Annotated in this window: 20 protein-coding genes and 1 tRNA gene; 10 read left to right on the top strand and 11 right to left on the bottom strand. The window is 45.3% G+C overall.

What is annotated here, in order from left to right; genetic code table 11:
- The first annotated feature begins 287 nt into the window (after positions 1-287).
- Complete coding sequence (gene cgtA, locus PAE54_RS08220; RefSeq protein WP_273778876.1) at positions 288-1,511, top strand: Obg family GTPase CgtA; 1,224 nt, start codon at positions 288-290, stop codon at positions 1,509-1,511.
- Between the two features lie 17 nt (positions 1,512-1,528).
- Positions 1,529-2,662, top strand: coding sequence for a glutamate 5-kinase (gene proB, locus PAE54_RS08215; RefSeq protein WP_273778877.1), 1,134 nt, complete (start codon positions 1,529-1,531; stop codon positions 2,660-2,662).
- A gap of 30 nt (positions 2,663-2,692) precedes the next feature.
- Here proB and PAE54_RS08210 read toward each other — a convergent pair whose 3' ends face one another.
- Together PAE54_RS08210 and PAE54_RS08205 are read right to left on the bottom strand one after the other, a co-directional pair.
- On the bottom strand, positions 2,693-3,346 hold the full coding sequence (locus PAE54_RS08210; RefSeq protein WP_273778879.1) for an HAD-IB family hydrolase: 654 nt from the start codon (positions 3,344-3,346) through the stop codon (positions 2,693-2,695).
- Entirely contained in the window at positions 3,313-4,521 is a 1,209-nt protein-coding gene (locus tag PAE54_RS08205; protein ID WP_273778880.1) for a DUF1615 family protein, read from the bottom strand. Before PAE54_RS08205 ends, PAE54_RS08210 begins: the two co-directional genes overlap by 34 nt.
- Before the next feature lie 83 nt (positions 4,522-4,604).
- Here PAE54_RS08205 and dusB point away from each other — a divergent pair, with 83 nt between their 5' ends.
- Positions 4,605-5,630 (top strand): tRNA dihydrouridine synthase DusB, encoded by a 1,026-nt coding sequence (gene dusB, locus PAE54_RS08200; RefSeq protein WP_273778881.1) that lies wholly within the window; start codon positions 4,605-4,607, stop codon positions 5,628-5,630.
- Between the two features lie 49 nt (positions 5,631-5,679).
- Here dusB and PAE54_RS08195 read toward each other — a convergent pair whose 3' ends face one another.
- From PAE54_RS08195 to ahpF, 3 genes are all read right to left on the bottom strand, one after another.
- Positions 5,680-6,726, bottom strand: coding sequence for an NAD(P)H-dependent flavin oxidoreductase (locus PAE54_RS08195; protein WP_326519063.1), 1,047 nt, complete (start codon positions 6,724-6,726; stop codon positions 5,680-5,682).
- A 282-nt stretch (positions 6,727-7,008) separates the two neighbouring features.
- Entirely contained in the window at positions 7,009-7,320 is a 312-nt protein-coding gene (locus PAE54_RS08190) for a hypothetical protein (protein ID WP_326519062.1), read from the bottom strand.
- A gap of 173 nt (positions 7,321-7,493) precedes the next feature.
- Positions 7,494-9,056: an alkyl hydroperoxide reductase subunit F gene (gene ahpF, locus PAE54_RS08185; protein WP_326519061.1), complete on the bottom strand. Its 1,563-nt coding sequence runs from the start codon at positions 9,054-9,056 to the stop codon at positions 7,494-7,496.
- 224 nt (positions 9,057-9,280) lie between these two features.
- On the opposite strand from ahpF, the gene PAE54_RS08180 reads away from it, so the two are divergent.
- A complete protein-coding gene (locus tag PAE54_RS08180) occupies positions 9,281-9,499 on the top strand; it encodes a DUF1653 domain-containing protein (protein ID WP_326519060.1) in 219 nt (72 codons plus the stop codon).
- A 42-nt stretch (positions 9,500-9,541) separates the two neighbouring features.
- Here PAE54_RS08180 and PAE54_RS08175 read toward each other — a convergent pair whose 3' ends face one another.
- Positions 9,542-9,748, bottom strand: a complete 207-nt coding sequence (locus tag PAE54_RS08175; RefSeq protein WP_326519059.1) for a KTSC domain-containing protein — start codon at positions 9,746-9,748, stop codon at positions 9,542-9,544.
- A gap of 205 nt (positions 9,749-9,953) precedes the next feature.
- On the bottom strand, positions 9,954-10,517 hold the full coding sequence (ahpC, locus tag PAE54_RS08170; RefSeq protein ID WP_273778887.1) for an alkyl hydroperoxide reductase subunit C: 564 nt from the start codon (positions 10,515-10,517) through the stop codon (positions 9,954-9,956).
- 351 nt (positions 10,518-10,868) lie between these two features.
- On the opposite strand from ahpC, the gene hrpA reads away from it, so the two are divergent.
- Positions 10,869-14,732, top strand: coding sequence for an ATP-dependent RNA helicase HrpA (gene hrpA, locus PAE54_RS08165; protein WP_442784392.1), 3,864 nt, complete (start codon positions 10,869-10,871; stop codon positions 14,730-14,732).
- A 553-nt stretch (positions 14,733-15,285) separates the two neighbouring features.
- On the top strand, positions 15,286-16,050 hold the full coding sequence (locus PAE54_RS08160) for an alpha/beta fold hydrolase (RefSeq protein WP_326519057.1): 765 nt from the start codon (positions 15,286-15,288) through the stop codon (positions 16,048-16,050).
- Between the two features lie 83 nt (positions 16,051-16,133).
- Here PAE54_RS08160 and PAE54_RS08155 read toward each other — a convergent pair whose 3' ends face one another.
- Positions 16,134-16,655 (bottom strand): hypothetical protein, encoded by a 522-nt coding sequence (locus tag PAE54_RS08155; protein WP_326519056.1) that lies wholly within the window; start codon positions 16,653-16,655, stop codon positions 16,134-16,136.
- A 460-nt stretch (positions 16,656-17,115) separates the two neighbouring features.
- Complete coding sequence (locus tag PAE54_RS08150; protein ID WP_326519055.1) at positions 17,116-19,182, bottom strand: TonB-dependent receptor plug domain-containing protein; 2,067 nt, start codon at positions 19,180-19,182, stop codon at positions 17,116-17,118.
- Between the two features lie 524 nt (positions 19,183-19,706).
- Between PAE54_RS08150 and PAE54_RS08145 the strand changes: the two genes are divergently transcribed.
- The 3 genes from PAE54_RS08145 to katG all read left to right on the top strand — a co-directional run bounded on the left by PAE54_RS08145 (position 19,707) and on the right by katG (position 23,855).
- On the top strand, positions 19,707-19,982 hold the full coding sequence (locus PAE54_RS08145; protein WP_273778892.1) for a metal/formaldehyde-sensitive transcriptional repressor: 276 nt from the start codon (positions 19,707-19,709) through the stop codon (positions 19,980-19,982).
- A 20-nt stretch (positions 19,983-20,002) separates the two neighbouring features.
- Positions 20,003-21,115: an S-(hydroxymethyl)glutathione dehydrogenase/class III alcohol dehydrogenase gene (locus PAE54_RS08140; protein ID WP_326519054.1), complete on the top strand. Its 1,113-nt coding sequence runs from the start codon at positions 20,003-20,005 to the stop codon at positions 21,113-21,115.
- A gap of 568 nt (positions 21,116-21,683) precedes the next feature.
- On the top strand, positions 21,684-23,855 hold the full coding sequence (katG, locus tag PAE54_RS08135; RefSeq protein ID WP_326519053.1) for a catalase/peroxidase HPI: 2,172 nt from the start codon (positions 21,684-21,686) through the stop codon (positions 23,853-23,855).
- A 131-nt stretch (positions 23,856-23,986) separates the two neighbouring features.
- Here the strand turns inward: katG and PAE54_RS08130 are convergent.
- A tRNA-Gly gene (locus PAE54_RS08130) sits at positions 23,987-24,062 on the bottom strand.
- A 66-nt stretch (positions 24,063-24,128) separates the two neighbouring features.
- The gene (gene cysS / locus PAE54_RS08125; protein ID WP_326519052.1) at positions 24,129-25,550 is read right to left on the bottom strand and encodes a cysteine--tRNA ligase; all 1,422 of its coding nucleotides are present in this window, start codon (positions 25,548-25,550) and stop codon (positions 24,129-24,131) included.
- A 216-nt stretch (positions 25,551-25,766) separates the two neighbouring features.
- Between cysS and PAE54_RS08120 the strand changes: the two genes are divergently transcribed.
- Positions 25,767-26,744 (top strand): KpsF/GutQ family sugar-phosphate isomerase, encoded by a 978-nt coding sequence (locus PAE54_RS08120; protein WP_326519051.1) that lies wholly within the window; start codon positions 25,767-25,769, stop codon positions 26,742-26,744.

Genomic DNA, 26,744 nt, shown 5'->3' with positions numbered 1-26,744 from the left:
TGTCCGAGGGTTGTGAAGCTAAAACCACAGAAATACCCAAGAAAATGCCAGTCAATTTCTTAACTGACTGGCATTACGGTTCCAACCGGGCTTTTTTATTTTTATCGTTTCATTGGGGCTCATCAGCAGAAATGTTTTTTACTTATATTTATAGAGAATTTTCTTGAGAAATGGCTGGAAAACTTACCATCATGAACAGCAATCATCTGCTAATGAATTTTTCTATTCGTGCATTTCGTTAAAATATGGCAGAATAGACGGTTTTAAAGATTCTAGAGGATTGGCAGATGCGCTTTGTTGATGAAGCAGTCATTACCGTAGAGGCGGGCGACGGTGGCAATGGCGTAGCCAGTTTTCGCCGTGAAAAATTTGTACCCTTCGGTGGTCCGGATGGGGGCGACGGTGGTCGTGGCGGCAGCATTTATATTCAGGCTGACGACGATACCAGTACCCTTGTCGATTACCGTTATACCCGTAAATTTCGCGCTGAACGTGGTAAAAATGGTGCAGGCGCAAACTGTGCAGGCCGTGGCGGTCAAGATGTGATCTTGAAAGTTCCAGTAGGCACAACCATCGTAGATACTGAATCAGGCGATATTATTGGTGACTTGGTGACCGATGGGCAACGCGTTATGGTTGCTGCAGGTGGTGATGGTGGTTTGGGTAATACTCACTTTAAATCATCCACTAACCGTGCACCACGTAAATGTACTCACGGCATTAAAGGCGAGTTCCGTGAAATTCGTCTTGAGCTGAAAGTACTGGCTGATGTTGGTTTGTTGGGTATGCCAAATGCCGGTAAATCGACTTTCATCCGTGCTGTTTCTGCGGCAAAACCAAAGGTGGCCGATTATCCATTTACCACCATGGTACCGAACCTGGGCGTGGTCGATGCCGACCGTCACCGCTCATTCGTCATGGCTGATATTCCTGGATTGATCGAAGGTGCTGCGGAAGGTGCTGGTCTGGGCATACGCTTCCTGAAGCATTTGGCACGTACCCGTATTTTGTTGCATATCGTGGATGTACAGCCAATTGATGGTTCAGACCCGGTACATAATGCCAAAGCGATTATGGGTGAGTTGAAAAAATTCTCACCAACCTTGGCGAAATTACCGATTGTATTGGTATTGAACAAGCTGGATCAGCTGGAAGACGAAGCACGTGATGAATGGTGCCAACATATTCTGGATGAGTTGCAATGGACAGGTCCAGTCTTTAAAACCTCTGGCTTGATGGCCGAAGGCACAAAAGAAGTCGTGTATTACCTGATGGATCAGATCGAACAGCAACGTGAACGCGAAGTTGAAGATCCTGAATATGCACGTGAAATGAAAGCCTTCCGTGATCAGCTGGAAGAAGAGACACGCGAGCAAACCATCGCTGCGAAAGAAGCCTACCGTGCTGCACGTAAGGCACAGCGTCTTGCAAGCCTTGAAGAAGGTGAGGATGACGACTTCGATGACGACGAAGATGATGATAACGATGTGGAAGTGATCTACGTACGTTAAGTAGAACCGAGGACAAGATGATAGAAGTGGTAAATGGGCAACGTCAGCTCACAGCGTGTAAACGGATCGTTGTAAAGATTGGATCATCTCTACTCACCGCAAATGGGCAAGGTTTGGATTTGGACGCGATTTCGCATTGGGCGAATCAGATTGCCAATCTACATAATGCCGGACATGAAATTATTTTGGTGTCCTCTGGTGCGGTGGCTGAAGGGATGGTTCGCATGAAACTGGCGAGCCGACCCACCGATTTACCGAGTCTGCAAGCTTGTGCCGCGATTGGTCAAATGGGTTTGATTCAAACCTGGTCGAGCGTGCTCGATCAGCATGATATCAAAACTGCCCAGATTCTACTGACCCATGATGATCTTGCGGATCGTCGTCGTTATCTCAACTCCTGTGATGCCCTGCAACATCTGATTGAGTGGCGCGTGATTCCTGTCATTAACGAGAATGACACGGTTTCAACCGATGAAATTCGCTTTGGTGATAATGATACTTTGGCGGCTATGGTAGCGGGTCAGGTACATGCGGATTTACTGATTATTCTGACTGATCAGCAAGGCATGTTTGATGCTGATCCACGTTCAAATCCGAATGCCAAACTGTTGACCAGTGTCCGTGCCTTGGATGATGAACTGTTTGAGATGGCGGGCGGCGGCGGCGTGTTGGGTCGGGGTGGTATGGTAACCAAAGTCCGTGCTGCACGTCTGGCCGCAAAATCAGGCTGTCCAACGCTGATCGCCAGTGGTGAGAGTGACAACGTCTTATCACGTCTGATGGCCGGTGAAATGTTGGGCACTTTGTTTACAACGGACAATGACCGTATTACCGCACACCAGCAATGGTTAGCGGCACATTTGCAAACTGCAGGCCGTCTGGTATTGGATGATGGTGCAGTCGCAGCCATCAAGGAACAGCACCGCAGTTTATTACCTGTGGGCGTGAAAACCGTCGAAGGGCATTTTGAGCGCGGTGATGTGGTGGAATGTGTCGATACACAAGGCAAGCGCATTGCAGTAGGACGAGTGAATTTCAGTTCGCGTTCAGCAGAACGGGTGAAAGGTCTGTCTTCGGATAAAGTTTTGCAGGTATTAGGTGAGGCCCGTTCTCTGGAAATGATTCACCGTGACCACATGGCAATTTATTAATTCAGTGCTGCTCTGTTATCAAAAGCTCGCTTAGGCGAGCTTTTTTATGTTTACTAGTGGCGGAAGTTGCTGATCGACACCGACCATAAAACACTGCTGTGCTAGGCTTAACATTTCTAGGTCTTCATGACTATTGCCATAAGCATAGACCTGTGCAAATTCCTCAAGTCGATATTGTTGTAACACCCGGCGTTTTTTCTCGGCACAGCTACAGTCTGCACTCAGGTAATTTCCAGTAAAACGCTGGTTCTGCACTTCAGTTGCGCTACAAATCAAGTCAATCGCCAAAGCATCACATAGGGGTTTTAAATATACGTCAACTGACGCAGAAACCAAGACCACACGGTCTCCAAGTTGCTGATGCTGTTGCAACCGTTCCAGCAATTGCGGATCTAAATCATCCAGTAACAGCTCAGCATAATCTTGAGCCAGTTTTTCTAGCTCAGTCGCAGAGGTATCTTTGAACATGGCCGCAAATAGTTTTGGACGCATGGCATGGGCAGGGTAGAGCTTTAAATAATAGGCTTGGATCCAGGGAAGAATTTTTAAACCTTGCCGCAAAATATGTCGTTTAGACAAGGCAAAGAAAATGAACCCGGTGAAACTGTCACGCTTACACAGGGTTCCATCAAAATCAAACAGGGCGAGATTTATATTTTGACGCGTTTGGCGCGTTGCATACATGAGGTATATCGTCCATTTACACGTGTTGCAAACCAGTTGGTATTGTAGTCCCGGCTCAGTTTCGGGCCGGAAATCACCACTTCAGGCATGATGGCATAAATGGGTTGTTTGCCTGTTTTGGCTTGGTACAGTTTTTTCACTGCAATGTAAGTTTGGGTTTCTTCAAAATCTTTTTCTTTTTCCTTACTGAGATCCGCACGGATCTGGCGAGGGGTGACCAGTACATTGTTAGCGGCAAAGACGGCAATCAGCTCACGTTCGGACTGGCTTTGGGTAGAACGTACATCACCATCTTTGGTATATAACAGCAAGTCGCCATCGAGATCGAGTTCTTCTTCAGTCAGGTCATTCAACATGCTTTGGAACGCTGCATTACGGCTAGAGTACATGCCTGAATTATAGTCTGCAAAACGGTACAAGGGTTTTTCATAGTCTGCCGGATACATCATCAGACGATGGATCCCGTAGTACAGACCGCCGTACTGCGTGTATAAATCGCTGCGCAATTCGGCTATATTCATGCTGGAACGTTTATGTTCCTTGGCGTAGCTGATATGGACCTGCATGGAACCCAACGTTGTAATTGGGTTCATTTTTTCTCCCATATCCTGTCCCACCAGTTTGGCGGCACCAGTTAAGGCACTGACATGGTAATGCTTGGTCATGTAGTCAAAAATTTCCTGATACAACAGGTCGAGTTCTTGCTCGGTTTTGACCTTACGCATTTGACTTAAATAATTGTTATCAGGACTAGGTTGATTCTTTAAGACATCTTCAAAATAACCGGCAATCGTTCCACCCAGCTTGTCGCCGAATTTTTCTTTAAATTTTTCTTCCAGACGTGTACTGACTTCCTTGACGGCTTTAGACCCGAGTCCCGGCACTTGAGGATCTGCAACAAAGTTGGATTCCTGATCTACGACCGCAATGACGCTACAGACATTTTGTTTATTTCGTGGAATCCCGAGCTGTTGCATGATGTCATGGATGTCTTTGGCCCAGGATGCTTTGTTTTGCACACGGCCTGGAATCAGACGGGCAATATGTTGATCCTCGAGTTCGGGTTCATCATTTTTAGACCACCATGAACTGTCGCCACAAGCAGCAAGACCAAGTGTCAAGGTAATGAGAGTGGTAGCTTTCAACAGGCGGGAAGGTTGAGACGATTTATTCATGCTGATGCAAACACATTCAGAAAAGGATGAGCCGACAGGGCGGATGCAGTATACTATGCGGGTTGCAAAAAGTATGAATATATATGTATATCGGTCCTTATCAGCTGTCAAATAATTTAATCGTTGCGCCTATGGCTGGCGTGACGGATCGCCCGTTCCGGACGTTATGCAAGTACTTTGGTGCTGGGCATGCGGTGAGTGAAATGATGACAGCCGACAAGACCTTACGTATGAGTAAAAAAAGTCTCTACCGGGCGAATTTTGATGGGGAGCTGGCTCCGATTTCCGCGCAGATAGCAGGTTCTGATCCTGAACAACTGGCTGAAGCAGCACGTTATCAGGTGGCGAATGGTGCACAAATTGTTGATATCAACATGGGCTGTCCGGCTAAAAAAGTCTGCAATAAACTGGCAGGTTCCGCCTTGTTGCAAGATGAAGATCTGGTGGCACGTATTCTGGACACTGTGGTGGCTGCGGTCGATGTGCCCGTGACTTTAAAAACCCGTTTGGGTTATTTAAATGGACAGGAAAATATTTTGCGTGTCGCACAACGGGCTGAACAGGCGGGGATAGCTGCTTTGGCATTGCATGGACGAACCCGTGAAGACATGTATTTAAATACTGCGCGTTATGAGCTGATCAAAGAAGTCAAACAACTGCTAACAATTCCTGTCATCGCGAATGGTGATATCGACAGTCCGGAAAAGGCCAAATATGTGCTGGATTATACCGGTGCAGATGCGGTGATGATTGGCCGCGCCGCGCAGGGGCGTCCGTGGATTTTTCGTGAGATCGCGCATTATCTGCAAACTGGGGAACATTTGGCTGCACCCGCGATTGCCGAGGTAAAAGCCGTCTTGCTCGGACATCTGGCCGAACTCTATGAATTCTATGGCGAATATTCAGGTTGCCGAATCGCACGCAAGCATATCGCTTGGTATACCAAAGGTCTGCATTCGAGTAATGAATTCCGCCAGCAGATGTATCAGGTGGAAAGCACTGCACAACAAGCGCAAGTAGTCGAGCAGTATTTTAATCAGTTGCTCGCGCAGGGTGAAACCCTCAATGACGTACAGACGGAAAATGTGAATCTGCTTGTAATGCATTAAGCATCATAAAACCCTTGAGGCAACTGAACCACAGTTGCCCCGGCGTGAATTAATGACCTTGTTTTATTTCTAAAACCAGCTGGTTGATCAGATCGGTTGCTTCAAGCTCACGTATTTGTGCGACATTACTGCCAGCCCAGAAAGCCCCATAACCTTGATCGCCTTGTGCGCTGGCGACAGCATGCAGTTGTTTCGCCACATCATAAGTATAAGGATAGCCTGGAACTTCAGGACGGTGTGGCTGTTCAATCTGCATGTGCCAGCGGTTGATCAGACCACGAGCCGGGCGACCGGAAATGCTGCTGGTGATTTGGGTGAGCGGCTGGTTGAATAAAGCCTGGCGATAGGCTGTATTGGCATTTGAACTGCGGCACTGTACAAAGGCAGTCCCCAGTTGAACGGCCTCTGCCCCGAGTTTTAACATCAATCTGGCCTGTTGACCATTCATGATGCCGCCCGCTGCAACAATCGGACGTTGACAGTGTTTGTGAATAAGCTGGACCAAGTCAGCGGTCTTAATAGAGGCATCAATCGCAGGATTAAAAATACCACGATGGCCACCGGCTTCAATGCCTTGGGCGATAATGATATCAATTCCGGCTGCTTCGATCGCTTGAGCTTCCGCTAGATTGGTCGCAGAAACCATCGTGATAATACCAGCCTGTTTCAGGGCCTGAATCTGTTTAGGATGTGGGATACCAAAGTGAAAACTGACCGCTTTGGGACGTGTGTCCAGTACCAGATTTAACAATTCATCATTATCACGAAAACTTGGGTAAATACATTGCAAGCTTTCTGGTGGAATAGCATCAAATTCAGCAAAAGCTGGACGTAGATATTCCATCCAGCGAGCAGCAGTTTCTGGATTCAGTGCTTCAGTTTCATGGCAGAAAAAGTTGAGCTGAAAAGGTTGCTCAGTCAGGGCGCGGGTCGCTTCAATTTGCTGGCGGGCGGATGCAATGGAACTTGCGCCTAAACCTAAACTGCCCAATGCTCCAGAATTGGAAACTTCAGCTGCCAGTTCAGGAGTAGACACGCCTGCCATTGGAGCAAGCAAAATTGGATGCTTAATGGATAATTGTTCTAGAATTGACATAAGTAACTGCTCCAGTTCATACAGATAACTTAGTCGAAATCATTTTTCTAAAGCAAACAATATTCAGTATTTTATACAAAAATACTGCATCAAATTCATCAGAAGGATTCGATTTTAAAGCATGTGTATACACGATACGGATATGTCGAAATACACTTCTATGTTCCTGACATAAGTGATTTACCAGCCAGTGTTAATGATGACCCCATGCCGAAAAATTATCCCGTTAAAAAGAAAAAAGCCCTTCGGGGCTTTTTTCTGTAGGCAAAGACTTAAAGATGATTAATTCTTCGCGTCTTCTTTCACGTTGCGAGCCCCTTTTTCTACACTATCAGCCGCCGTAGCGGTGGCGTCACGTGCGGCTTGTTCTGCTGCCTGAGCTGCTTCACGAGTTTCTTCCGCAGCTTCTTCAGCAGCCGCTTCAGTTTTAGCTGCTGCATTGCGTGCAGCATCATTCACATCATGTGCAGCTTGTTCAGAGGCTTTTTCTAAATGTTCACCTGTGGTGGCACCGGTCTCTGGTTTCTCTTCTTTATTACAGCCGACCAGTGCAACTGTTGTAGCAAGACCCAAAGCAATCAGTAGTTTATTCATTGTTGATTTTCCTTTTTTCGTTGTGATTCCAGCAGAATCTAAACACAAAAAAAGTCATGTGAATAAATGCAATTTGTTTATTCTGTTGCGAGACTGTTAAACAATGCTAAAAAAGCTGAGATCTGTTCACAGATCTCAGCTGAAAAAGTATCAAAAATAAGAGACTGTTACATTTATTGCCCATTTCGGATAATGTAATCAAAGGCAGAGAGAGAAGCCTTCGCACCTTCACCGGTGGCAATAATGATTTGCTTGTAAGGCACCGTAGTACAGTCACCGGCAGCAAATACACCTTTCAAGTTGGTTTCGTTGCGTTCATTAATCACAATCTCACCACGGCTATTCAGTTCCACCACTTCTTTCAGGAAGTCGGTATTTGGTAACAGACCGATCTGAACGAAAATCCCGGCCAAGGCAATTTCATGTTCTGTACCTGTTGTACGGTCCTGATAACGGAGTGCCGTCACCTGGCTGCCATCACCGACGACTTCCGTGGTCAAGGCTGATTTGATTACCGTGGTATTTGGCAAACTGTTTAATTTGTCCTGCAATACTTGATCGGCACGCAAAGTATCCGAGAATTCGAGCAGGGTGACGTGTTCTACAATCCCTGCCAAATCAATTGCCGCTTCTACGCCTGAATTCCCCCCACCAATCACCGCAACACGTTTACCTTTAAACAGTGGACCATCACAGTGTGGGCAGTAGGCTACACCACGGGTACGGTATTCTGCTTCACCCGGAACATTCATTTCTCTCCAGCGCGCACCGGTTGAGAGAATAACGGTTTTCGATTCAAGTTTTGCGCCATTTTCCAGCTCCACTTGCACCAGACCATTCGCGGTTTTGTCTGCACCGACCAAATGTTTCACTCGTTGCAGACTCATGATGTCCACACCATATTCACGGACATGTTCTTCCATCGCCGCAGCAAATTTAGGTCCCTGGGTTTTCTGTACGGAAGTGAAGTTTTCAATATCCATGGTGTCCATGACCTGACCACCCAAACGCTCCGCCACAATGCCGGTTTTGATGCCTTTACGTGCGGCATAAATCGCAGCGGTATTGCCTGCAGGGCCACCACCAATCACCAGCACATCAAAGGCCGCTTTGGCATTGAATTTTTCTGCATCTTTCGCGGCTGAGTTGCTGTCCAATTTGGCGATGATTTCTTCCAGCGTCATTCGACCTTGACCGATATGCTGGTTGTCCTGGAATACCATTGGAACCGCCATGATTTTGCGTTCTTCAACCTCTTCCTGGAAGAAAGCCCCATCAATCATGGTCGCTGTGGTACCCGGGTTGTAGATAGCGATCAGGTTTAATGCCTGCACCACGTCCGGACAGTTATGGCAGCTGAGTGAGACAAACACGTCAAAGTCAGCTTTCAGGTTCAGTCCTTTAATCTGGGCTAGAACTTCGTCAGACACTTTTGGCGCATAACCGGAAACCTGTAATAAGGCGAGAATCAATGAGGTGAACTCGTGTCCCATCGGCAAACCGGCAAAGTTCACGCGGGGCTGTTCACCAGCCTTGGCAATGCCGAAACTTGGACGACGGCTGTTTTGACCGTCAAAGCGAGCAGTTACCTGATCGGACAAGGCCGCAATTTCTTCCACCAGTTCTTTGATTTTGACGGCTTTGTCGGACTCATCGAGAGAAGCCACCAGTTCGATTGGGCCTTGTAAACGTTGTAATAAAGTTTTCAGTTGTGCTGTAGTGTTCTGATCTAACACGGCTTATGCTCCCAATATAGTGTCTATTTTCAATGGATTTATCATACGATAGCTTTCTTGATTGGTGAAATGTTTTATTTTTATAAAAACGATCGTTTTTTTAAATTAATGATTGGGTTTTAAAATTTTTAGGGCGGGCACTTTATTTTTCATCAAAAAATACTTTTATTTTTTACAGTAAATTTACATGATAGCGCTGCATCTTGGAGAGGGAGAGGTCAGCAGTGCAGTTGGCTCGAGGGATTTATCAGCATTATAAAGGACAGCTTTATCAGGTCTTTCACGTGGCACGGCATAGTGAAACAGGAGAAGCCCTCGTGGTTTATCAATGTCTGTATGGCGATTATTCGATGTGGGTTCGTCCACTAAGTATGTTTATTGAACAGGTTGAAATTGATGGACACTGGCAGGCACGTTTTCAATTGCTACAAGCCTTGGATTAAATGAAAAAAAGACGTGAAGAATGGGCTTCACGTCTGAAAGCGTTAAGCAATTGATAACTTGCAAAAATGTAAATCGTATTGCAGATATTTTTGTACAAAAGCCGCTTTATTCTCAGAGCGCAGCAAATTGTTATAAATAAATTCCGGAACCGGATGGTACAGTTCTCCCGTACCATTACTATAAAAAATCTTTAAGTAGCGAGATGCAGGGTTATATTTCCAGTGGATGACCACAAGCACTTTTTCCATACGCGTCCCTCCTTGTTATTTTTGTATAGGTGAAAACATCCTGTTTTTTTAAGGCTATGTCTTTATTGGTCTTGTTTGATTTGAATGTACTCCTGTTTCTGCAACCTGGGTAGAGGGATTGCATGAAAACCTTAAAATAAATCACAGACAATAAAAAACCACTCGCAGCGGAGTGGTTTTTTAGTTGAAATCTATTCTTTACAGATTAGATTTTACCAACTAGGTCGATTGAAGGAGCAAGTGTTGCATCGCCTTCTTTCCATTTAGCAGGGCAAACTTCACCTGGGTGAGCGTGAACGTATTGAGCTGCTTTTACTTTGCGAAGAAGTTCTTGCGCATCACGGCCGATACCGCCTGCATTGATTTCAACGATTTGGATTTTGCCTTCTGGATCGATAACGAAAGTACCACGATCAGCAAGGCCAGCGCCTTCAATTAATACTTCGAAGTTTTTAGCCAAAGTCCAAGTTGGGTCGCCAACCATTGGGTATTCGATTTTCTTGATTTCAGCAGAGCTGTCGTGCCAAGCTTTGTGAGTGAAGTGAGTATCAGTAGATACTGCATAGATTTCAACACCTAGCTTTTTGAATTCAGCATAGTTGTCAGCAAGGTCACCCAATTCAGTTGGGCAAACGAAAGTGAAGTCTGCTGGATAGAAGAAGAATACAGACCATTTGCCTTTAAGATCAGCTTCAGTAAGGTCGATGAATTGGCCGTTATGGAAAGCAGTTGCTTTAAATGGTTTAACTTCAGTATTAATTAAGCTCATCATTGTCTCCATGATTGAGATGATTATTGAATTTCGAGGTTTATCTTAAATAACTTTGTGTTATTGGTGAAATAGTATTTTTTTATTGAAGGAATCGGAAAAATGAATTTTATCCGTTTCCCGATGCTATTTCATCACACGCGCTGTGTTGTCTATTGAACTGGAATCAGATGATATCCGCATGACAACCACATCACGATTTTAGTGCTTTCAAATTTATGGAGACGAATGATCTGAATTCAAGGGCAGATGTTTTAAAAAAGAAAAAATATATCCCTGGTGGTTTGCTTTCTCTAGTCGGCATTCCCACGTAAAATAGGCGACCAACCTAGATTTTGTATATACAAGGATATGAGCCCGGTGCTGAGTCATTTAAATGTAGATCAATTTGTCATGGCGCGTGACCGACATCGTTTAAATCGACTGCGTAAAGGTAAAGAAGCCCATCCAGAAAAATATCAGGAACTGTTTGAACGTTCCAACCATAAAGTCCGTGAACGTCTGGCTCGCATTCCACAGATCAAGCTGAATCAGGAACTGCCGGTGACCCAGTATGCGGATCGGCTGATTCAGGCGATTCAGCAGCATCAGGTGATTATTGTGGCTGGTGAAACTGGTTCTGGTAAAACTACCCAGTTACCACAGATTGCCATGTTGGCTGGTCGTGGTCTCACTGGCCTGATCGGTCATACCCAGCCGCGTCGTCTGGCGGCACGCAGTGTGTCACAGCGCATCGCCGAAGAAGTCGGGCAGCAGTTGGGCGAGGCCATCAGTTTTAAAATCCGCTTCAATGAACAGGGTTCACAAGACTCAATTGTCCGTTTGATGACGGACGGGATTTTGCTAGCAGAACTGGCCAATGACAAATATCTGAGTAAATATGACACCATTATCATTGATGAAGCGCATGAACGTTCGTTAAATATCGATTTCATCATGGGTTATTTGAAACAGTTACTGCCAAAACGCCCTGATCTGAAAATCATTGTGACTTCAGCGACTTTAGACGTAAATCGTTTCAGCCAATATTTCAATAATGCCCCGATTTTTGAAGTCGAAGGCCGTAGTTATCCGGTTGAAGTGCGCTATCGTCCGATTTCTGAACTGACGATTGGTGGCAGTGATGATGATGACTTCGATGATTTTGAGGAAAACCTGCCGCGAGCGGTGGTGCAAGCGGTGGAAGAGTGTTTTCAGGATGCCGAAGAAAAAGGCCATCCGGAACATGCCGATATTCTGATTTTTGCCAGTACCGAGCAGGAAATCCGCGAACTACAGGAAACTCTGCAAAAATACGGGCCACGTCATACCGAAATTCTGCCGCTCTTTGCTCGTCTGGCCATTGCCGAACAGCAAAAAATTTTCAGCCCAAGTGGTAAAGGGCGACGGATTATTATTGCCACCAACGTGGCAGAAACCGCGTTGACTGTACCGAATATCCGCTATGTGATTGACAGTGGCTTTGCCCGCATCTCGCGTTATAACTATCGTTCTCGTGTACAACGCCTACCAATTGAAGCGATTTCGCAGGCAGCGGCCAACCAACGTAAAGGCCGTTGTGGCCGTATTGCACCGGGCGTTTGTATTCGTCTATATAGCGAAGAAGATTTCCTCAGCCGTCCAGAATTTACCGAACCGGAAATCAAACGGACCAACCTGGCCTCGGTGATTCTGCAAATGCAGAGTCTGGGTCTGGGCTCACTGGAACAGTTTGATTTTATTGAGCCACCGGATCATCGTTTGGTCAATGATGGACGTAAGCTGCTGGTTGAACTTGGCGCACTGAATGAAAATAAAGGTGAACTGACCAAAGTTGGACAGATGATGGCGCGGATGCCGATTGATCCGCGTCTGGCCCGGATGATCGTCGGTGGGGCACATTTTGGTGTGCTGAAAGAAGTGCTGATCGTCGTGTCGGCACTGGCGGTACAAGATCCACGTGAACGTCCGGCCGATAAACAGATGCAGGCAGATCAAAAACATGCCTTGTTTAAAGAAGCGGATTCCGACTTCCTGTTTTATTTAAAACTCTGGGATACGCTCAGTAACAATCAAGATATTCAAAGTGAAAACAAGCGGCGTGCCTTTGCGCGTCAGCATTTTTTAAGCTGGTTACGCCTGCGAGAATGGAAGCAGACCCATCGGCAACTGACCGAGTTGGCTGAAGGTTTAAAGTTATCGTTTAATGAAAAACCGGCCAATTATGAGAATTTGCATCGTGCTTTGTTGACTGGTTTGTTATCATTTATTGCCAACAAAACCGATGAACGCAATGTGTTTATGGCGGTGCGTCAGCAGAAAGCACGAATTTTCCCTGCTTCAACCTTGCATAAGACCAATACACCTTGGGTGATGGCCTTTGAAATGGTAGAAACCTCACAGGTATATTTGCGCACCTTGGCCAAGATTGAACCCGAATGGATTCTGCTCGCCGCGCGTGACCTGCTGAAATATCACTATTTTGAGCCGCACTGGTCGAAGAAAGCAGGGGTTGTGCATGCCTATGCACAAATCTCGCTGTTTGGTCTGATCATCCAGCCGAAACAGCAAGTCAATTTTGAAAAAGTTGATCAGGCCGCCGCGCATGAAATTTTCCTGCGTGATGCACTTACCACAGGCAATCTCGGCATTATGCCGCCATTCTTGCAGCATAACTTGCTCAAGTTGGAAGAGGTGGAACGGGTTGAGGATAAATTGCGCCGTCGTGATCTGGTGGTCGATGAAGAAACCATTTACCAGTTCTATGCTGAGCGTATACCGCCGGAAGTAGCGAGCCGACGCTCATTTGAAGACTGGCGAGCCACAGTTGAGCCGAAAAATCCGCGTTATTTATTTGTCGAAGATGATGCGCTGTGGCTCAATGACCGGCCGACTACACAACAGTTCCCAGATTATTTGCGTAATGGTGAGTTAAAGCTGGCGACCAGTTACCGCTTTGATCCAAGTCATGACGAAGATGGTGCGACCGTGAAAATTCCGTTACAGGCTTTGCCGCAAGTGGATGAAAACATCTGGTCGTGGGGTATTCCTGGTTGGCGTCAGGATTTGATTGAGGCCTTACTGAAAGTCTTGCCCAAGGACAAACGCCGTAATTTGGTGCCAATTCCGGATACTGCACGTAAGCTGCTACAAAAAATCGATGCGGTGCATTTGCGTGAACATCTGTTTCGGTTTTTGGCTTTCCAGTTGCGTGGTGAGCAGATCGCGGAAAAAGACTTTTCGTTTGAACGGGTCGAGCCGTATTTATTGCCTTTGATCAAGGTCGTGGATGAAAAAGGCCGGGTGATCGAGCAGGGACGTGATCTGAGTGAATTAAAAGCCCGTTGCCGTGTCGAAACTCATCGCCCTGTGAAACAACTAAAAGGGGAGTTTAAAACCTTCCCGGAGAGTTTTGTTTTTGAAGCCAGCCAGAAAGTGACCGGGGTGGTGGTCAAGCAGTATCAGGCTTTGGTTGCTGCCAAAGCATTTGCAGAATTGGAGGCTAAGGATGAATCCGGTGTGGTGATCCAGACCTTTAATGATCAGGCCGAAGCGATCCGCCAGCATCGTGAGGGCGTGATTCGTCTGATTCATTTACAGTTAGGGGATTTGATCCGCCAGTTGAAAAAGCAGATCGCCAAACCCTTAGCATTGGCCTATTCCCCTTTAGGGGATAAAGCTCAACTGGAGCAGATGCTGGTCTATGCTACCTTGCAATTGGCCATGGTGGATTTGCCGATCAATGCGGCAGAATTTCAACAGACCTTGGATGCAGTGAAAAAGAACTTCTTGTCGCAGGGACAAGAAGCTCTAAAGATGTTGAGCGAAATTTATATCCAGTGGCAAGAGATTCGACGAAAATTATTGATGATAGATGCTGATATTTTTGGCCGCAGCATCGATGATATTGAGGATCAGCTGGATTTAATGAGTCTGAAAGATTTTGTTTACTGTAAACAGGCTCGGACTTGGGTTGAATATCCACGCTATTTGAAAGCCTTGCTGATCCGTCTGGAGCGATTGCCGAATAACTTACAGCGTGATGAACAGGCGATTATGCAAGTGGATCCTTGGATGGATAAGTTATTCAACTTTAAAAATGAGGAACGTCTGCAAGATGAGTTGTACCCAATGGTGGAAGAACTGCGGATTTCCCTATTTTCACAGCCGATGAAAACCAAAATGCCAGTATCCCCAACACGTCTGCAAAAGATCTGGCAACAACTTGCGCTTTAAGTAGCAAATAGAGCAAATCTATAGTGTGAAGATGAAGCAGTCGTCTGAATGAAAAACGCAGCGACTGTTTCATCTTGCTATTTGCGCGAAAGGGTATATGGAATAAAACGATATCGTGAGCGATATTTAAAATTCGCAAATGATGCTATATCTTATCTATGAAATATCGGATCACGATTAAAAGGATCGATGCCTTTATATGAGGTTTTGAGATGAGTCAGCCGAATGATTCTGATGATCGCTAAGATTGCGATATCAGGGTCACTCGAATTAAGCCGTTACAATCCGATAGATCAGAATGACGAAAGTCGCAACGAGGACAATGAGAGATAGAATAATCAAGATATTATTAGAGGAAAATTTCATCATGGATGTTCTAGTTCTTATTTAAGAATTTATATAACAAAAACTTAACAAAAGAACAATCCGGTAGCTCTCTTTTTAAATTGATTCAATTCGCTGAAACATAAAAAATTATCAGCGTGATTGATTGAGCGTCGAGCAAAATTGCGCATATGATAAGCCCTGAAAAATCTGAACACAGAATCAAATCATGTTATTAAATTATGATCTGCAGCCAGCAGTTGATACTGCAATTTCCGATGCACCGACCATTGTCCTAATCCATGGACTCTTTGGAAGCATTGGCAATCTAGGTGTGATCGCGCGTGCCTTCAAGGAACGCTATCCTGTTTTACAATTGGACATGCGTAATCATGGTTTATCACCACAATCCGAAGAAATGGACTATGCGCACATGGCTGCCGATGTCCGAGAAACATTGGATGTCCTTCACATTGGATCCTGCATTCTGATTGGTCACTCAATGGGTGGAAAAGTGGCGATGCGGCTGGCCAGTTTAATTCCAGAACGTGTAGAAAAGCTGGTTATTCTGGATATGGCACCCGTTGCTTACCAGGTACGGCAGCATGATGAAATCCTCAAAGCTTTATTTGCAGTGGAACAAGCCCAGGTCAGTTCACGCACTGAAGCGACTCAAATTATGCGTCAATATTTGCAGCAAGACATGGTCATTCAATTTTTAATGAAATCTTTTGCTGCTGGAAAATGGCGTTTTAATATCCATGCGATCCAGGCGCATTATGCCGATATTCTGTCTTGGAAAACTCAAACCGCTTTTACAAAGCCAAGTTTGTTCATTCGAGGTGGGGTATCCCCATATGTTCAGGAGCAGTATCTATCCGCGATTGAGGCTCAGTTTCCTTTGGCACAAGTGCAAACTATTGAGCAGGCGGGACACTGGTTGCATGCAGAAAAACCAGATCAGGTGATTGATCTCATTCAGGAATTTTTGTAAGAACACAGGTAGATTATGTTGGGTAATCTACCTGAATAAATGAGGTATTTAACTGCTGTAATTTTTAGTTGAACGGGAGATATTTATATTCTTTCAGTCCTAATCCAAGGCTGCCAGCCAGGTGATCTGCTCAGGCCGTAAGAGCGGATATATTCAATAAACTGGTTTTGTTCGTTGACATGCAAGGGAGCATCGGACAATTCTAATTTCTGAAAACGAAAATGTTTACGAACTTTGCCTGCGAAGGCTGAAGAACCGAAAGCTAAATCTTCAAAACTCCCCCACCATTCAAGAATCAACATGTCCTGGAACTGTCGGTTGATTTCTTCACGTAATTCACTGGTGAGTGTTTCATGGGTTAAATCATGCAACATGGGCCAAACTACCTGATAGAGTGCCTTTAATTGACGACGATCTAATTGAAACATCAGCATTTCAATTTCAAGCAGATGATCACTCAAATCTGTAGGGCTTTCAAACCATTTAAAGACGCATAAATTTTCGAGTGCAAAGGCACCTCGGGCAAAATAGCCACAACTGTTCAATGTAGGACAAAAGTCGGTAGCGACTTCTCCCATACTGACGGCAACTGAATTTTCTATCATATTTAATAATATTTAATTCGTATTAAAAATCATAAATACCTAAAAAATAATTGAATGTAAATATCTTAAATTTAAGCATTTTGTTTTAATTTTTTTGAATCGTGATCACATTTATATTTAAGTTGGCTATTAGTGATGAATATCACAATGAACTTTTTGGCGATTTGTCAAATTTTGAGCAATCTACTTTTTCTTGATGATTGAGATGCTTAGCCACAGCCGAATTGCTGAACCTAACTATAAATTGAAAGAACATTCACGGAAGTTATAAATAACTCATCTTTAAGTTTAAGCTGTAAATAAATGTGTGAGCAGTATCTTTTGTCATTACAAAAGAAACATGTGTGCAGAATTCTGCTGAATCTTATGTTTTGGCCCATTTATTGAGTAGAGTTAAAAATACCCGCTTACTTGAGCGGGTATTCATGCAAGCATTTGGTGCTAGAGGTTTAATGGGATATTAGAATTTCTTTTCCAGAGTTAACCATACACTTGGGATCGAAGAGTTCACTCGGGATTCATAGAGCGTACCATCGGATTGTTGAGTCAAGAATTCCTTGTAATCTGTTGCCAGAATATTGCGAGCCGTCAAAGTTGTGCCCCAACCTTGTCCGAATTTCTTGCTTACACTGAGATCCAGATTTACACGTTGATTGGTGGTACGTTCATAAGGTTGATCGTTCAAGGCACGAGTAAATTTCGGTGTGTAATTCAGAGTAAAACTGGTGGAGAGCTGCCAAGGCTGGTAGCTATAAGATAGACCCATGCTGGCAGTGTACGGTGCAACATCGCTCGCCAGACGTTCACCGGTCGTATTATTGTCAATTTTAGCGCGAATGCTGGAAAGTTGCCCATTCAGCATTAAAACGTGACCTGCAGCCGTTTGTTTGATGGCATAACGCCCAGAAATTTCAACCCCATAAGCGGTTGCTTTGCTCTGGTTTTGAGGGCGCTGCACGTAACGGTCACCTTCGAGAGCAATCACGTTTTCGATATAATCCACAATGTTGCGCTGGAAAGCTGTCATATTCATACCACCTGATGCGGTGTTATAGCCTAAAGTGGTTTCAAGTGCAGTGATTCTCTCCGGTTTTAAGGTAGGATTGCCGCCGCGATCGGGGTTATTCAGGCTACCGGCATCGCTATCTGTGGAGATGCTGACCGTGGGGGCTAAACGACTGCTTTGCGGACTTTGAAAAGCACGGCTCAGGTTGGTTTGTAATGACCAGGCATCAGTGAATTCAAAGCGATGTGCTAAGACAGGACTAAAATGCTGATCATCATAATCGACCAGTCCTCTGCGTTGAATCCATTCCTGCCGAGCCCCAAAAGTTAAGGTTTGTTGTGGGGTAAAACGCCAACTGCCCTCACTATATAAAGCATATCGCCGTTCATCCAGTGTCTCGGCCACATTGCTTTTCAGTTCATTACTGCGCAAATCCGTGCCAAATTTGATCTGTTTGTCATCATCCAGCTTGCGCAAGCCATCATAAGCCAAGCCATACTCATGAATCGTTTCATCGGTATAGACCGAACGATCCAAAGAACGGGTTAATTGGGTTTCTGTCTGGCGTTCAGTTGAGAAGCGCACTTTGTCAGAAGCGTGATCGGCATTGCGTTCATAACGCGTGTTTAGCCTTATACTGCTGTTGTCATCATCCTGTAATTGTCCGTTGCGGTGACCCTGACTTTGCATGTCACGATAAAACAGTTCAGCCACCAGTTTCTGTTCATCATCCAGACTATATTCAACACGTGGCGCCAGCATTTGCATCACCCGGTCAGTAATACGTTTCTGCACGGTGCTTTTTCCCGTGTGATCGGTGGTCTGACTCATCGCTGTGGTATCTAGCCACATCTGATTGGCAGACAGGCTATAGCTCCAGGCATTTTGGCGACCATCGGTTTGTACACTGAGTTGTTTACGCATTTCCTGTTCTTGGCCAGAATCAACTTCGCCATAACCGATGCGAATATTGCCATTGATTAGAGCATCAAGCGGTTCTTTTAAAATAATATTGACGATCGCTGAAGAGGCAACTGAAGCCTGTGCCACACTAGGCTGTTTGACAATCTCGATCCGTTCAATCATATCAGTGGTAATGCTGTCGACGACCGACATGCCACCACGTGGACCACCTTGTACGGGTTCTCCGTTAATCAGGAAAGTGGGGCCACCTCCACCGCGAAAGCGCATCCCTGAAGCTACACTATTGCCACGTGGGCCTTGTCCGGGTGCAGGTAATTGGAAACCGGCGGCACGCCGTAAAGCATCACTCACTGACTGATCGCCATATTGCAACATTTCTTCGCGCGTCACGACCGTTTTGGCGACGGCGCTAATGTCTTGGTTCTGGTTGTCAGGGCTTGCCTGAAAAGTCAGGGTTTTGAGGATCTGTGGAGTAGATTCGGTTGTTGGTGTTGCCGAAGACGTTGTTTCTGTGTCTGCTGCCCACGCAGGTGAGGTGATGGCAAGGAGGGCTAAGCTCAGCGGCGTGATTTTCCTTTCAATGCGTTGAGACTTCATAATCAATCCAGCGAGTTCATATATGAGAAATTTTGTGGAAGCTTAACGTAAAATTATGAAGAAAATGAGAGGAATAGTAATTTCTATTCGCATTTATAAGAATTTTATAGCTCAGTTGAGTTGTGAAACTAGAGGAATGCCACATGCAACATATCTTTTTAGTCTAGGTGTATGGGGGAAAAACTGTTTTGTCGTAATGCAACAAGCCCCTGACTTGAGATCAGGGGCTTGAGGGTATTAGGGTTTGGGGGGGACTCTTTTTCGAGCTTCCTGCATTTGACTTATAATTATTGTTTTATGTCTGTGGAACATCCTGTTCCGTATGACTTAAATATAGAAAAAATGATACGAAGAGCAAAGCCGACAAAAACGCTTTGAGTTGTAATCTTTTGCTTACATTAAAACAATATTGTGTGCTTTAACCGTACGATTCATGTTTGAGAAAAAACTCGAAACAATTTTAAGGCTGGATTATTCATTTATTAATACTATACTAGGGTATAGTATAGATATTGGATTCAATGATGCCGAAACAAGTAGAAGACAAAAAGAAAATGCTGTTACGGGTACGCCGAATTAAAGGGCAAATTCAATCACTAGAACGAGCACTAGAAGACGACACCGCCTGTGCTTCTATTCTTCAGCAGATTTGTGCCATTCGCGGAGCAACCAATGGTTTGATGACCGAGCTTCTCGAGATCCATTTAAAAGACACCCTGGTATCGGGTGAAACCTCAGAGCAGGACAGAGCGGAGGAGCTGGTCGAGATCAGCAAAATCCTCAAATCCTATTTAAAGTAGCACCATTAGGAGATATTTCTATGAAATCTCGTGCAGCAGTCGCATTTGGTCCAGGTCAACCTCTACAAATTGTAGAAGTGGATGTCGCTCCACCGAAGGCCGGAGAAGTGCTGATCAAGATTAGCCATACGGGCGTGTGTCATACCGATGCTTTCACCTTATCGGGGGATGATCCAGAAGGCGTTTTTCCAGTCATCCTAGGCCATGAAGGTGCCGGTGTCGTGGTGGAAGTGGGTGAAGGTGTAACCAGTGTTCAACCTGGTGATCATGTGATTCCGCTGTATACCGCTGAGTGTGGTGAGTGTCTGTTCTGTAAGTCTGGTAAAACCAACCTGTGTGTGGCGGTACGTGAAACTCAAGGTAAGGGGCTAATGCCGGATGGTACGACTCGTTTCTCTTATAACGGTCAGCCAATTTATCACTATATGGGGTGTTCAACCTTTAGTGAGTACACTGTGGTTGCAGAAGTTTCTCTGGCCAAAATCCACCCCGAAGCCAACCATGAGCATGTCTGCCTGTTGGGCTGTGGTGTAACGACCGGCATTGGTGCGGTACATAACACGGCAAAAGTACAGGAAGGTGATAGTGTCGCAGTCTTTGGTTTAGGTGGCATCGGTCTGGCGGTGGTACAGGGTGCACGCCAAGCGAAAGCGGGCCGTATTATTGTGATTGATACCAATCCTGACAAGTTCGAACTTGCGAAACAGTTTGGTGCAACCGATTTTGTCAATCCGAAAGATTATGACAAGCCCATCCAGCAGGTGATTGTGGAAATGACCGGTTGGGGCGTTGATCATTCCTTTGAATGTATTGGCAATGTGAATGTCATGCGTGCGGCGCTGGAGTGTGCACATCGTGGCTGGGGACAATCCGTGATTATCGGCGTGGCAGGTGCCGGTCAGGAAATCTCAACTCGTCCATTCCAGTTAGTAACCGGACGTACCTGGAAAGGCACTGCCTTCGGTGGCGTTAAAGGTCGTAGTCAATTACCCGGCATGGTAGAAGATGCTATGAAAGGTGAAATCCAGTTAGAGCCGTTTGTCACCCATACCATGGGGCTGGATCAGATCAATGAAGCTTTTGATCTGATGCATGAAGGGAAATCGATCCGTAGTGTGGTGCACTACGATTAAGCTAAACTCTTGAGTGTAAATCTAGTCATCAAGCAAAAGGGTGCATAACGCTCTTTTGCTTGAGCCACTCTAAATTCTTTATTGATTTCACCGACTCGTTGTTCTATTCACAAGCATTTCAACCCAAACTTTCTGGAAGAATTCGATTTCTACAGATTCGAAGCCGATCAGACTAAAATTCCGGCAGAATTCTTCTTCTCAAGCAGATTGATCTCAAAAAAACGCTGAATGCAAACATCGCTCAGTTGTGATTGCTTGGTCATGTAGAGCTGTCAAAAGCAGATTTTTTAGCGCGATGTCATCATGAATTCATACCCATCAATAGACAAAAACATAATCAAACAAAACAATAGCAAAAAAGCCAAGGCTCAGTTACGATCAAGCTATAGCTTGAGTTTTGTGTAATAAAAGCAACACGTGCATAACAAAAAAACTGTCTTACAGGCGGATCTATTTTTATTCAGGTGAAGCACGTTTCAAGCGCGATGACATTTAATTTTGACAACCATAGAATGCACATCGCAGAGGGAAGTTTAGAACTTTATTAAAACGATAAACGGAGATGCATATGAGTGAACAACATTCAACAACAAAAGGTCAGTGCCCGGTGATGCATGGTGCACATACCGTGAGTGGTACATCGAATATGGCGTGGTGGCCGAATGCACTCAATCTAGATATTTTGCATCAACATGATCGCAAGACCAATCCATTACAAAATTTCAATTATCGTGAAGAAGTTAAAAAACTGGATGTCGCTGCACTGAAAAAAGACCTGACTGATTTCATGACTCAAAGTCAGGCTTGGTGGCCAGCAGATTGGGGTCATTATGGTGGTTTGATGGTGCGTATGGCTTGGCACTCTGCTGGGACTTACCGAATTGCGGATGGTCGTGGTGGGGCAGGAACCGGCAGCCAGCGTTTTGCTCCGCTTAACTCTTGGCCAGACAACGGTAACCTGGATAAAGCCCGTCGTTTACTTTGGCCGATTAAAAAGAAATATGGCAATAAACTGAGCTGGGCTGATCTGTTTATTTTGGCCGGTAATGTGGCTTATGAATCGATGGGATTCAAAACTTTCGGTTTTGCTTTCGGACGCGAAGATGTCTGGCACCCAGAAAAAGACATTTACTGGGGTGCTGAAAAAGAATGGTTGGCACCAACTGGAAGTGAAGGTAGCCGTTATTCAGGGCAACGTGATCTGGAAAATCCGTTGGCTGCGGTAATGATGGGGCTGATTTATGTCAATCCTGAAGGGGTGGATGGTCACCCAGATCCATTAAAAACAGCACAAGACATGCGTGTGACCTTTGCCCGTATGGCCATGAATGATGAAGAAACGGTGGCTTTGACAGCGGGTGGACATACTGTCGGGAAGGCGCATGGTAATGGTAATGCAGCCAATTTAGGACCTGCACCGGAAGCCTCTGATATTGAGGAACAAGGTTTGGGTTGGGTGAATCACACGACACGTGGTATTGGTCGCGATACCGTTACCAGTGGTATTGAAGGAGCATGGACCACCCATCCAACCCAATGGGACAACGGCTATTTTGATATGCTACTGAACCATGATTGGGAGCAGACTAAGAGTCCTGCAGGTGCTTGGCAATGGCAACCGGTGAGTATCAAGGAAGAAGACAAACCGGCGGATGTCGAAGATGCTTCTATTCGCTGTATGCCGATGATGACTGATGCCGATATGGCATTAAAAATGGATCCGGAGTATCGCAAGATTGCCGAGCGTTTCCATCAGGATCCTGCCTATTTTAATGAAGTCTTTGCACGTGCCTGGTTTAAATTGACCCATCGTGATCTTGGGCCAAAAACCCGTTATATCGGTCCGGAAGTACCTGCTGAAGACCTGATTTGGCAGGATCCAATTCCTGCAGGTCGTCGTGACTATGATGTGGCTGCTGTTAAAGCAAAAATTGCTGCAGCGGGTTTGCCAATTGCTGAAATGGTGGCGACAGCTTGGGATAGTGCACGTACCTTTCGTTGCTCGGATTATCGCGGTGGTGCCAATGGTGCACGTATCCGTCTGGCCCCTCAAAAAGACTGGCAGGGTAATGAACCTGAACGTTTAACTAGGGTTCTGGCGATTTATGAAAAAATTGCTGCCGAGACGGGGGCGAGTATTGCAGATGTGATTGTGCTGGCAGGAAATCTGGGGGTCGAACAGGCTGCCAAAGCCGCCGGTTTTGACATAGACGTTCCTTTTGTGCCTGGACGTGGTGATGCGACACAAGCGCAAACCGATGTGCAATCTTTTGAAGTGTTGGAGCCACTTGCTGATGGTTTCCGTAACTGGCTAAAACAGCATTATGTTGCGCAACCGGAAGAATTATTGCTGGATCGTGCGCATCTGATGGGATTGACCGCCATTGAAATGACCGTGCTAATGGGTGGGATGCGTGTCTTGGGAACCAATTATGCTGGTAGCCAAGATGGGGTCTTCACCGATCGGGTAGGTGTCTTGAGCAATGACTTCTTTGTACATCTGACCGATATGACCTATCGCTGGCAGCCGACTGGACGTAATTCGTATCAGATAATTGATCGTGCAACCGGTACCGTGAAGTGGACAGCGACTCGTGTAGATCTGGTTTTTGGTTCTAATTCGGTATTGCGTTCCTATGCGGAACATTATGCCCAAGATGACAACCAGGAGAAATTTGTTCATGATTTTGTTGCGGCTTGGAACAAAGTCATGAATGCAGACCGTTTTGATCTTGCCTGATGTTGATTCGTTTTCCTCAAGCTGAGCGTACTTGGCTTGAGGGGCAGGTTTGGATAGGTTGCAAGTGAAGCATGTATACAAAACCGATCCATAAAAAAAGGCCTTATCAGTGATAAGGCCTTTTTGAATTTTGGAGCGGGAAACGAGACTCGAACTCGCGACCCCAACCTTGGCAAGGTTGTGCTCTACCAACTGAGCTATTCCCGCAATCTATGTCGCGCATTATAGAGTGTTTCATTAAACTGTCAACACTCTCTCTGCATGACTGTCTAATTAATCGGCACGACGCCAGATGGTACCCTGACGGGTATCTTCCAGAACAACACCTTGCTCAAGCAAAGATTGACGAATTCCATCTGCTTTCGCGAAGTCTTTGGCTTTTTTTGCATCAATACGTTGCTGGATCAGATCTTTAATTTCAGCTTCTGACAAGCCTAAAGTTTCTTGACCAATATCTGATTTTAAGAACTCTTCAACCGGATGCTGCACAATCCCGAGAATGTTGGTGAGATGGTGTAGAGTAGAGTAATACACTGCTGCTTGTTCAGCTTGCTGCTCTTTGACAGCACGGTTCAATTCTTTATTGATTTCAAACAGTACAGCAATTGCTTCTGCGGTATTAAAGTCATCACGCATCGCCACATTGAAACGTTCGACAAAATTTTCATCAAGCGTATCTACGCTGTGATCAGCATACACTTGTTGATAGGCTTTAAAAGAGTGATAGAAACGAGTCAAGGTCGTTTTGGCTTCTTTTAATGCGGTATCCGAGAAATTGATCGGACTACGATAATGTGAAGAAACAATAAAGTAGCGGATCACTTCAGGATGGAATTTCTCCATCACGTCACGGATGGTGAAGAAATTTCCCAGTGACTTCGACATTTTTTCGCCATCGACATTGATGAAGCCGACATGCATCCAGTAATTAACATATTGCTCACCAGTCGCCGCTTCGCTTTGTGCAATTTCATTCTCATGGTGCGGGAACAGCAGATCGCTACCACCGCCATGAATGTCAAAATGGTTGCCTAGGCAGCAAGTGGACATTGCAGAACACTCAATGTGCCAGCCTGGACGGCCTTTGCCCCAAGGGGAGTTCCAGAACGGTTCATTTTCTTTGGCATGTTTCCACAGTACAAAGTCAAACGGGTGTTTTTTCTCGACTTCGACATCGACGCGTTCTGAGGCACCTGCTTGCATATCGTCGAGTTTACGACCCGATAAACGGCCATATTTGGCAAATTGGTCGACCTGAAAGTATACGTCACCATTGTCTGCCGGATAAGCAGCACCTTTATTAACTAAAGTGCCAATCATGCTTTGCATCTGATCAATATATTCGGTCGCGCGAGGAGACTCATCCGGATCCAGGCAACCCAAATGATGAGCATCGTCATTCATGGCCTGAATAAAACGGTCAGTCAGGGCTTGAATGGTTTCGCCATTTTCATTGGCACGTTTGATAATTTTGTCGTCAATATCGGTAATGTTACGCACATATTTGACTTGCCAACCCTGACTACGCAAAAAGCGGATGATGTAGTCAAATGCAACCATGACTCGAGCGTGGCCAATATGACAGTAATCATAAACCGTCATACCGCAAACATACATGTCGATATGACCTTCGACGCGAGGTACAAATTCAACTTTTTTACGTTGCTCTGAGTTGTATAGAACAAAAGGTTGCATATATAAAGGTCTTCAAAGGCTCAAACACAGGTTACTCATCATAACTGAAGCTCCATTTTTCACAAAGTTTTATGCAGTATTTTTATGGTGTTGTGAAAAGTTCATATTTTGAAAGCTGAGATTCGCGTAGATATGTTAAACTTCTGCACAATATTTTGATTGAAATTATGCGACTCTAATAAGAGTGAAGGTACGTTTATCTTGAATTCATCGAACATGTCCAATCAGATCGATTTCCAAAAAGTGGCACGCGAAACATTGCGCCTCGAAGAACAAGCCTTGCATGTATTGGCTGAGCAAATTGATGAGCGTTTTAGTCGTGCCTGTGAAATTATTTTGCAGTGCCAAGGCCGTTTGGTCGTGACGGGAATGGGGAAATCCGGTCACATTGGCCGTAAAATGGCAGCAACTTTTGCCTCTACCGGAACACCGTCTTTCTTTATGCATCCAGGTGAAGCCGGACATGGTGACTTGGGAATGCTAGTACGTGGTGACGTACTGATTGCGATATCGAACTCCGGTAAAAGTGATGAGATCATGATGTTGATGCCGTTAATCAAGCATCTTGGTGTGCCACTGATTACGATTAGCGCGAATGATACTGGACCGATGCCACAAAATGCCGACGTTGCTTTGACGCTGGGTGATTTGACTGAGGCTTGTCCACTTGGTTTAGCACCAACTTCGAGTACCACTGCAACGTTGGCTTTGGGCGATGCCTTAGCGGTTGCTTTGCTTGATGCACGTGGCTTTACTGCGGAAGATTTTGCCCGTTCACATCCGGCTGGTGCTCTCGGCAAACGTTTACTTTTGCATGTGAAACATCTGATGCATAAAGGGGCTGAATTGCCAAAAGTCAGACCGGATATGCCAATGAGTAAAGTGCTTTACGAAATCAGTGATAAACGTCTGGGTTTAACCACCGTAGTCGATGAACATGACACCTTATTGGGTATTTTCACCGATGGTGATTTACGTCGTATGATTGACCGTCAGCAAGGGTTTGATATCAATGTAGCGGTTGCTGATGTTATGACAAAAAAACCGTTTACAATTTCTGCGGAAGCACGTGCGGTAGAAGCTTTGGAATTATTGCGTGACAAGAAAATTAACCAGTTTGTTGTGGTGGATGAAGCGAATAAAGTCATTGGAGTCATTAGCATGCATGATCTGATTCAAGCAGGGGTAAATTAA

This window comes from Acinetobacter minutum (genome assembly GCF_035916735.1).
GTDB lineage: Bacteria > Pseudomonadota > Gammaproteobacteria > Pseudomonadales > Moraxellaceae > Acinetobacter.
Note: the sequence above shows the minus strand (reverse complement) of the source record. Positions and strands in the feature narration are given on the sequence as shown.

What these genes read in the sequence shown, in the direction of transcription:
- cgtA (WP_273778876.1), top strand. Translation starts at nt 288, where the DNA reads ATGCGCTTTGTTGATGAAGCAGTCATTACCGTAGAGGCGGGCGACGGT.
- proB (WP_273778877.1), top strand. Translation starts at nt 1,529, where the DNA reads ATGATAGAAGTGGTAAATGGGCAACGTCAGCTCACAGCGTGTAAACGG.
- PAE54_RS08210 (WP_273778879.1), bottom strand. Translation starts at nt 3,346, where the DNA reads ATGTATGCAACGCGCCAAACGCGTCAAAATATAAATCTCGCCCTGTTT.
- PAE54_RS08205 (WP_273778880.1), bottom strand. Translation starts at nt 4,521, where the DNA reads ATGAATAAATCGTCTCAACCTTCCCGCCTGTTGAAAGCTACCACTCTC.
- dusB (WP_273778881.1), top strand. Translation starts at nt 4,605, where the DNA reads ATGTATATCGGTCCTTATCAGCTGTCAAATAATTTAATCGTTGCGCCT.
- PAE54_RS08195 (WP_326519063.1), bottom strand. Translation starts at nt 6,726, where the DNA reads ATGTCAATTCTAGAACAATTATCCATTAAGCATCCAATTTTGCTTGCT.
- PAE54_RS08190 (WP_326519062.1), bottom strand. Translation starts at nt 7,320, where the DNA reads ATGAATAAACTACTGATTGCTTTGGGTCTTGCTACAACAGTTGCACTG.
- PAE54_RS08175 (WP_326519059.1), bottom strand. Translation starts at nt 9,748, where the DNA reads ATGGAAAAAGTGCTTGTGGTCATCCACTGGAAATATAACCCTGCATCT.
- ahpC (WP_273778887.1), bottom strand. Translation starts at nt 10,517, where the DNA reads ATGAGCTTAATTAATACTGAAGTTAAACCATTTAAAGCAACTGCTTTC.
- hrpA (WP_442784392.1), top strand. Translation starts at nt 10,869, where the DNA reads ATGAGCCCGGTGCTGAGTCATTTAAATGTAGATCAATTTGTCATGGCG.
- PAE54_RS08160 (WP_326519057.1), top strand. Translation starts at nt 15,286, where the DNA reads ATGTTATTAAATTATGATCTGCAGCCAGCAGTTGATACTGCAATTTCC.
- PAE54_RS08155 (WP_326519056.1), bottom strand. Translation starts at nt 16,655, where the DNA reads ATGATAGAAAATTCAGTTGCCGTCAGTATGGGAGAAGTCGCTACCGAC.
- PAE54_RS08150 (WP_326519055.1), bottom strand. Translation starts at nt 19,182, where the DNA reads ATGAAGTCTCAACGCATTGAAAGGAAAATCACGCCGCTGAGCTTAGCC.
- PAE54_RS08145 (WP_273778892.1), top strand. Translation starts at nt 19,707, where the DNA reads ATGCCGAAACAAGTAGAAGACAAAAAGAAAATGCTGTTACGGGTACGC.
- PAE54_RS08140 (WP_326519054.1), top strand. Translation starts at nt 20,003, where the DNA reads ATGAAATCTCGTGCAGCAGTCGCATTTGGTCCAGGTCAACCTCTACAA.
- katG (WP_326519053.1), top strand. Translation starts at nt 21,684, where the DNA reads ATGAGTGAACAACATTCAACAACAAAAGGTCAGTGCCCGGTGATGCAT.
- cysS (WP_326519052.1), bottom strand. Translation starts at nt 25,550, where the DNA reads ATGCAACCTTTTGTTCTATACAACTCAGAGCAACGTAAAAAAGTTGAA.
- PAE54_RS08120 (WP_326519051.1), top strand. Translation starts at nt 25,767, where the DNA reads ATGTCCAATCAGATCGATTTCCAAAAAGTGGCACGCGAAACATTGCGC.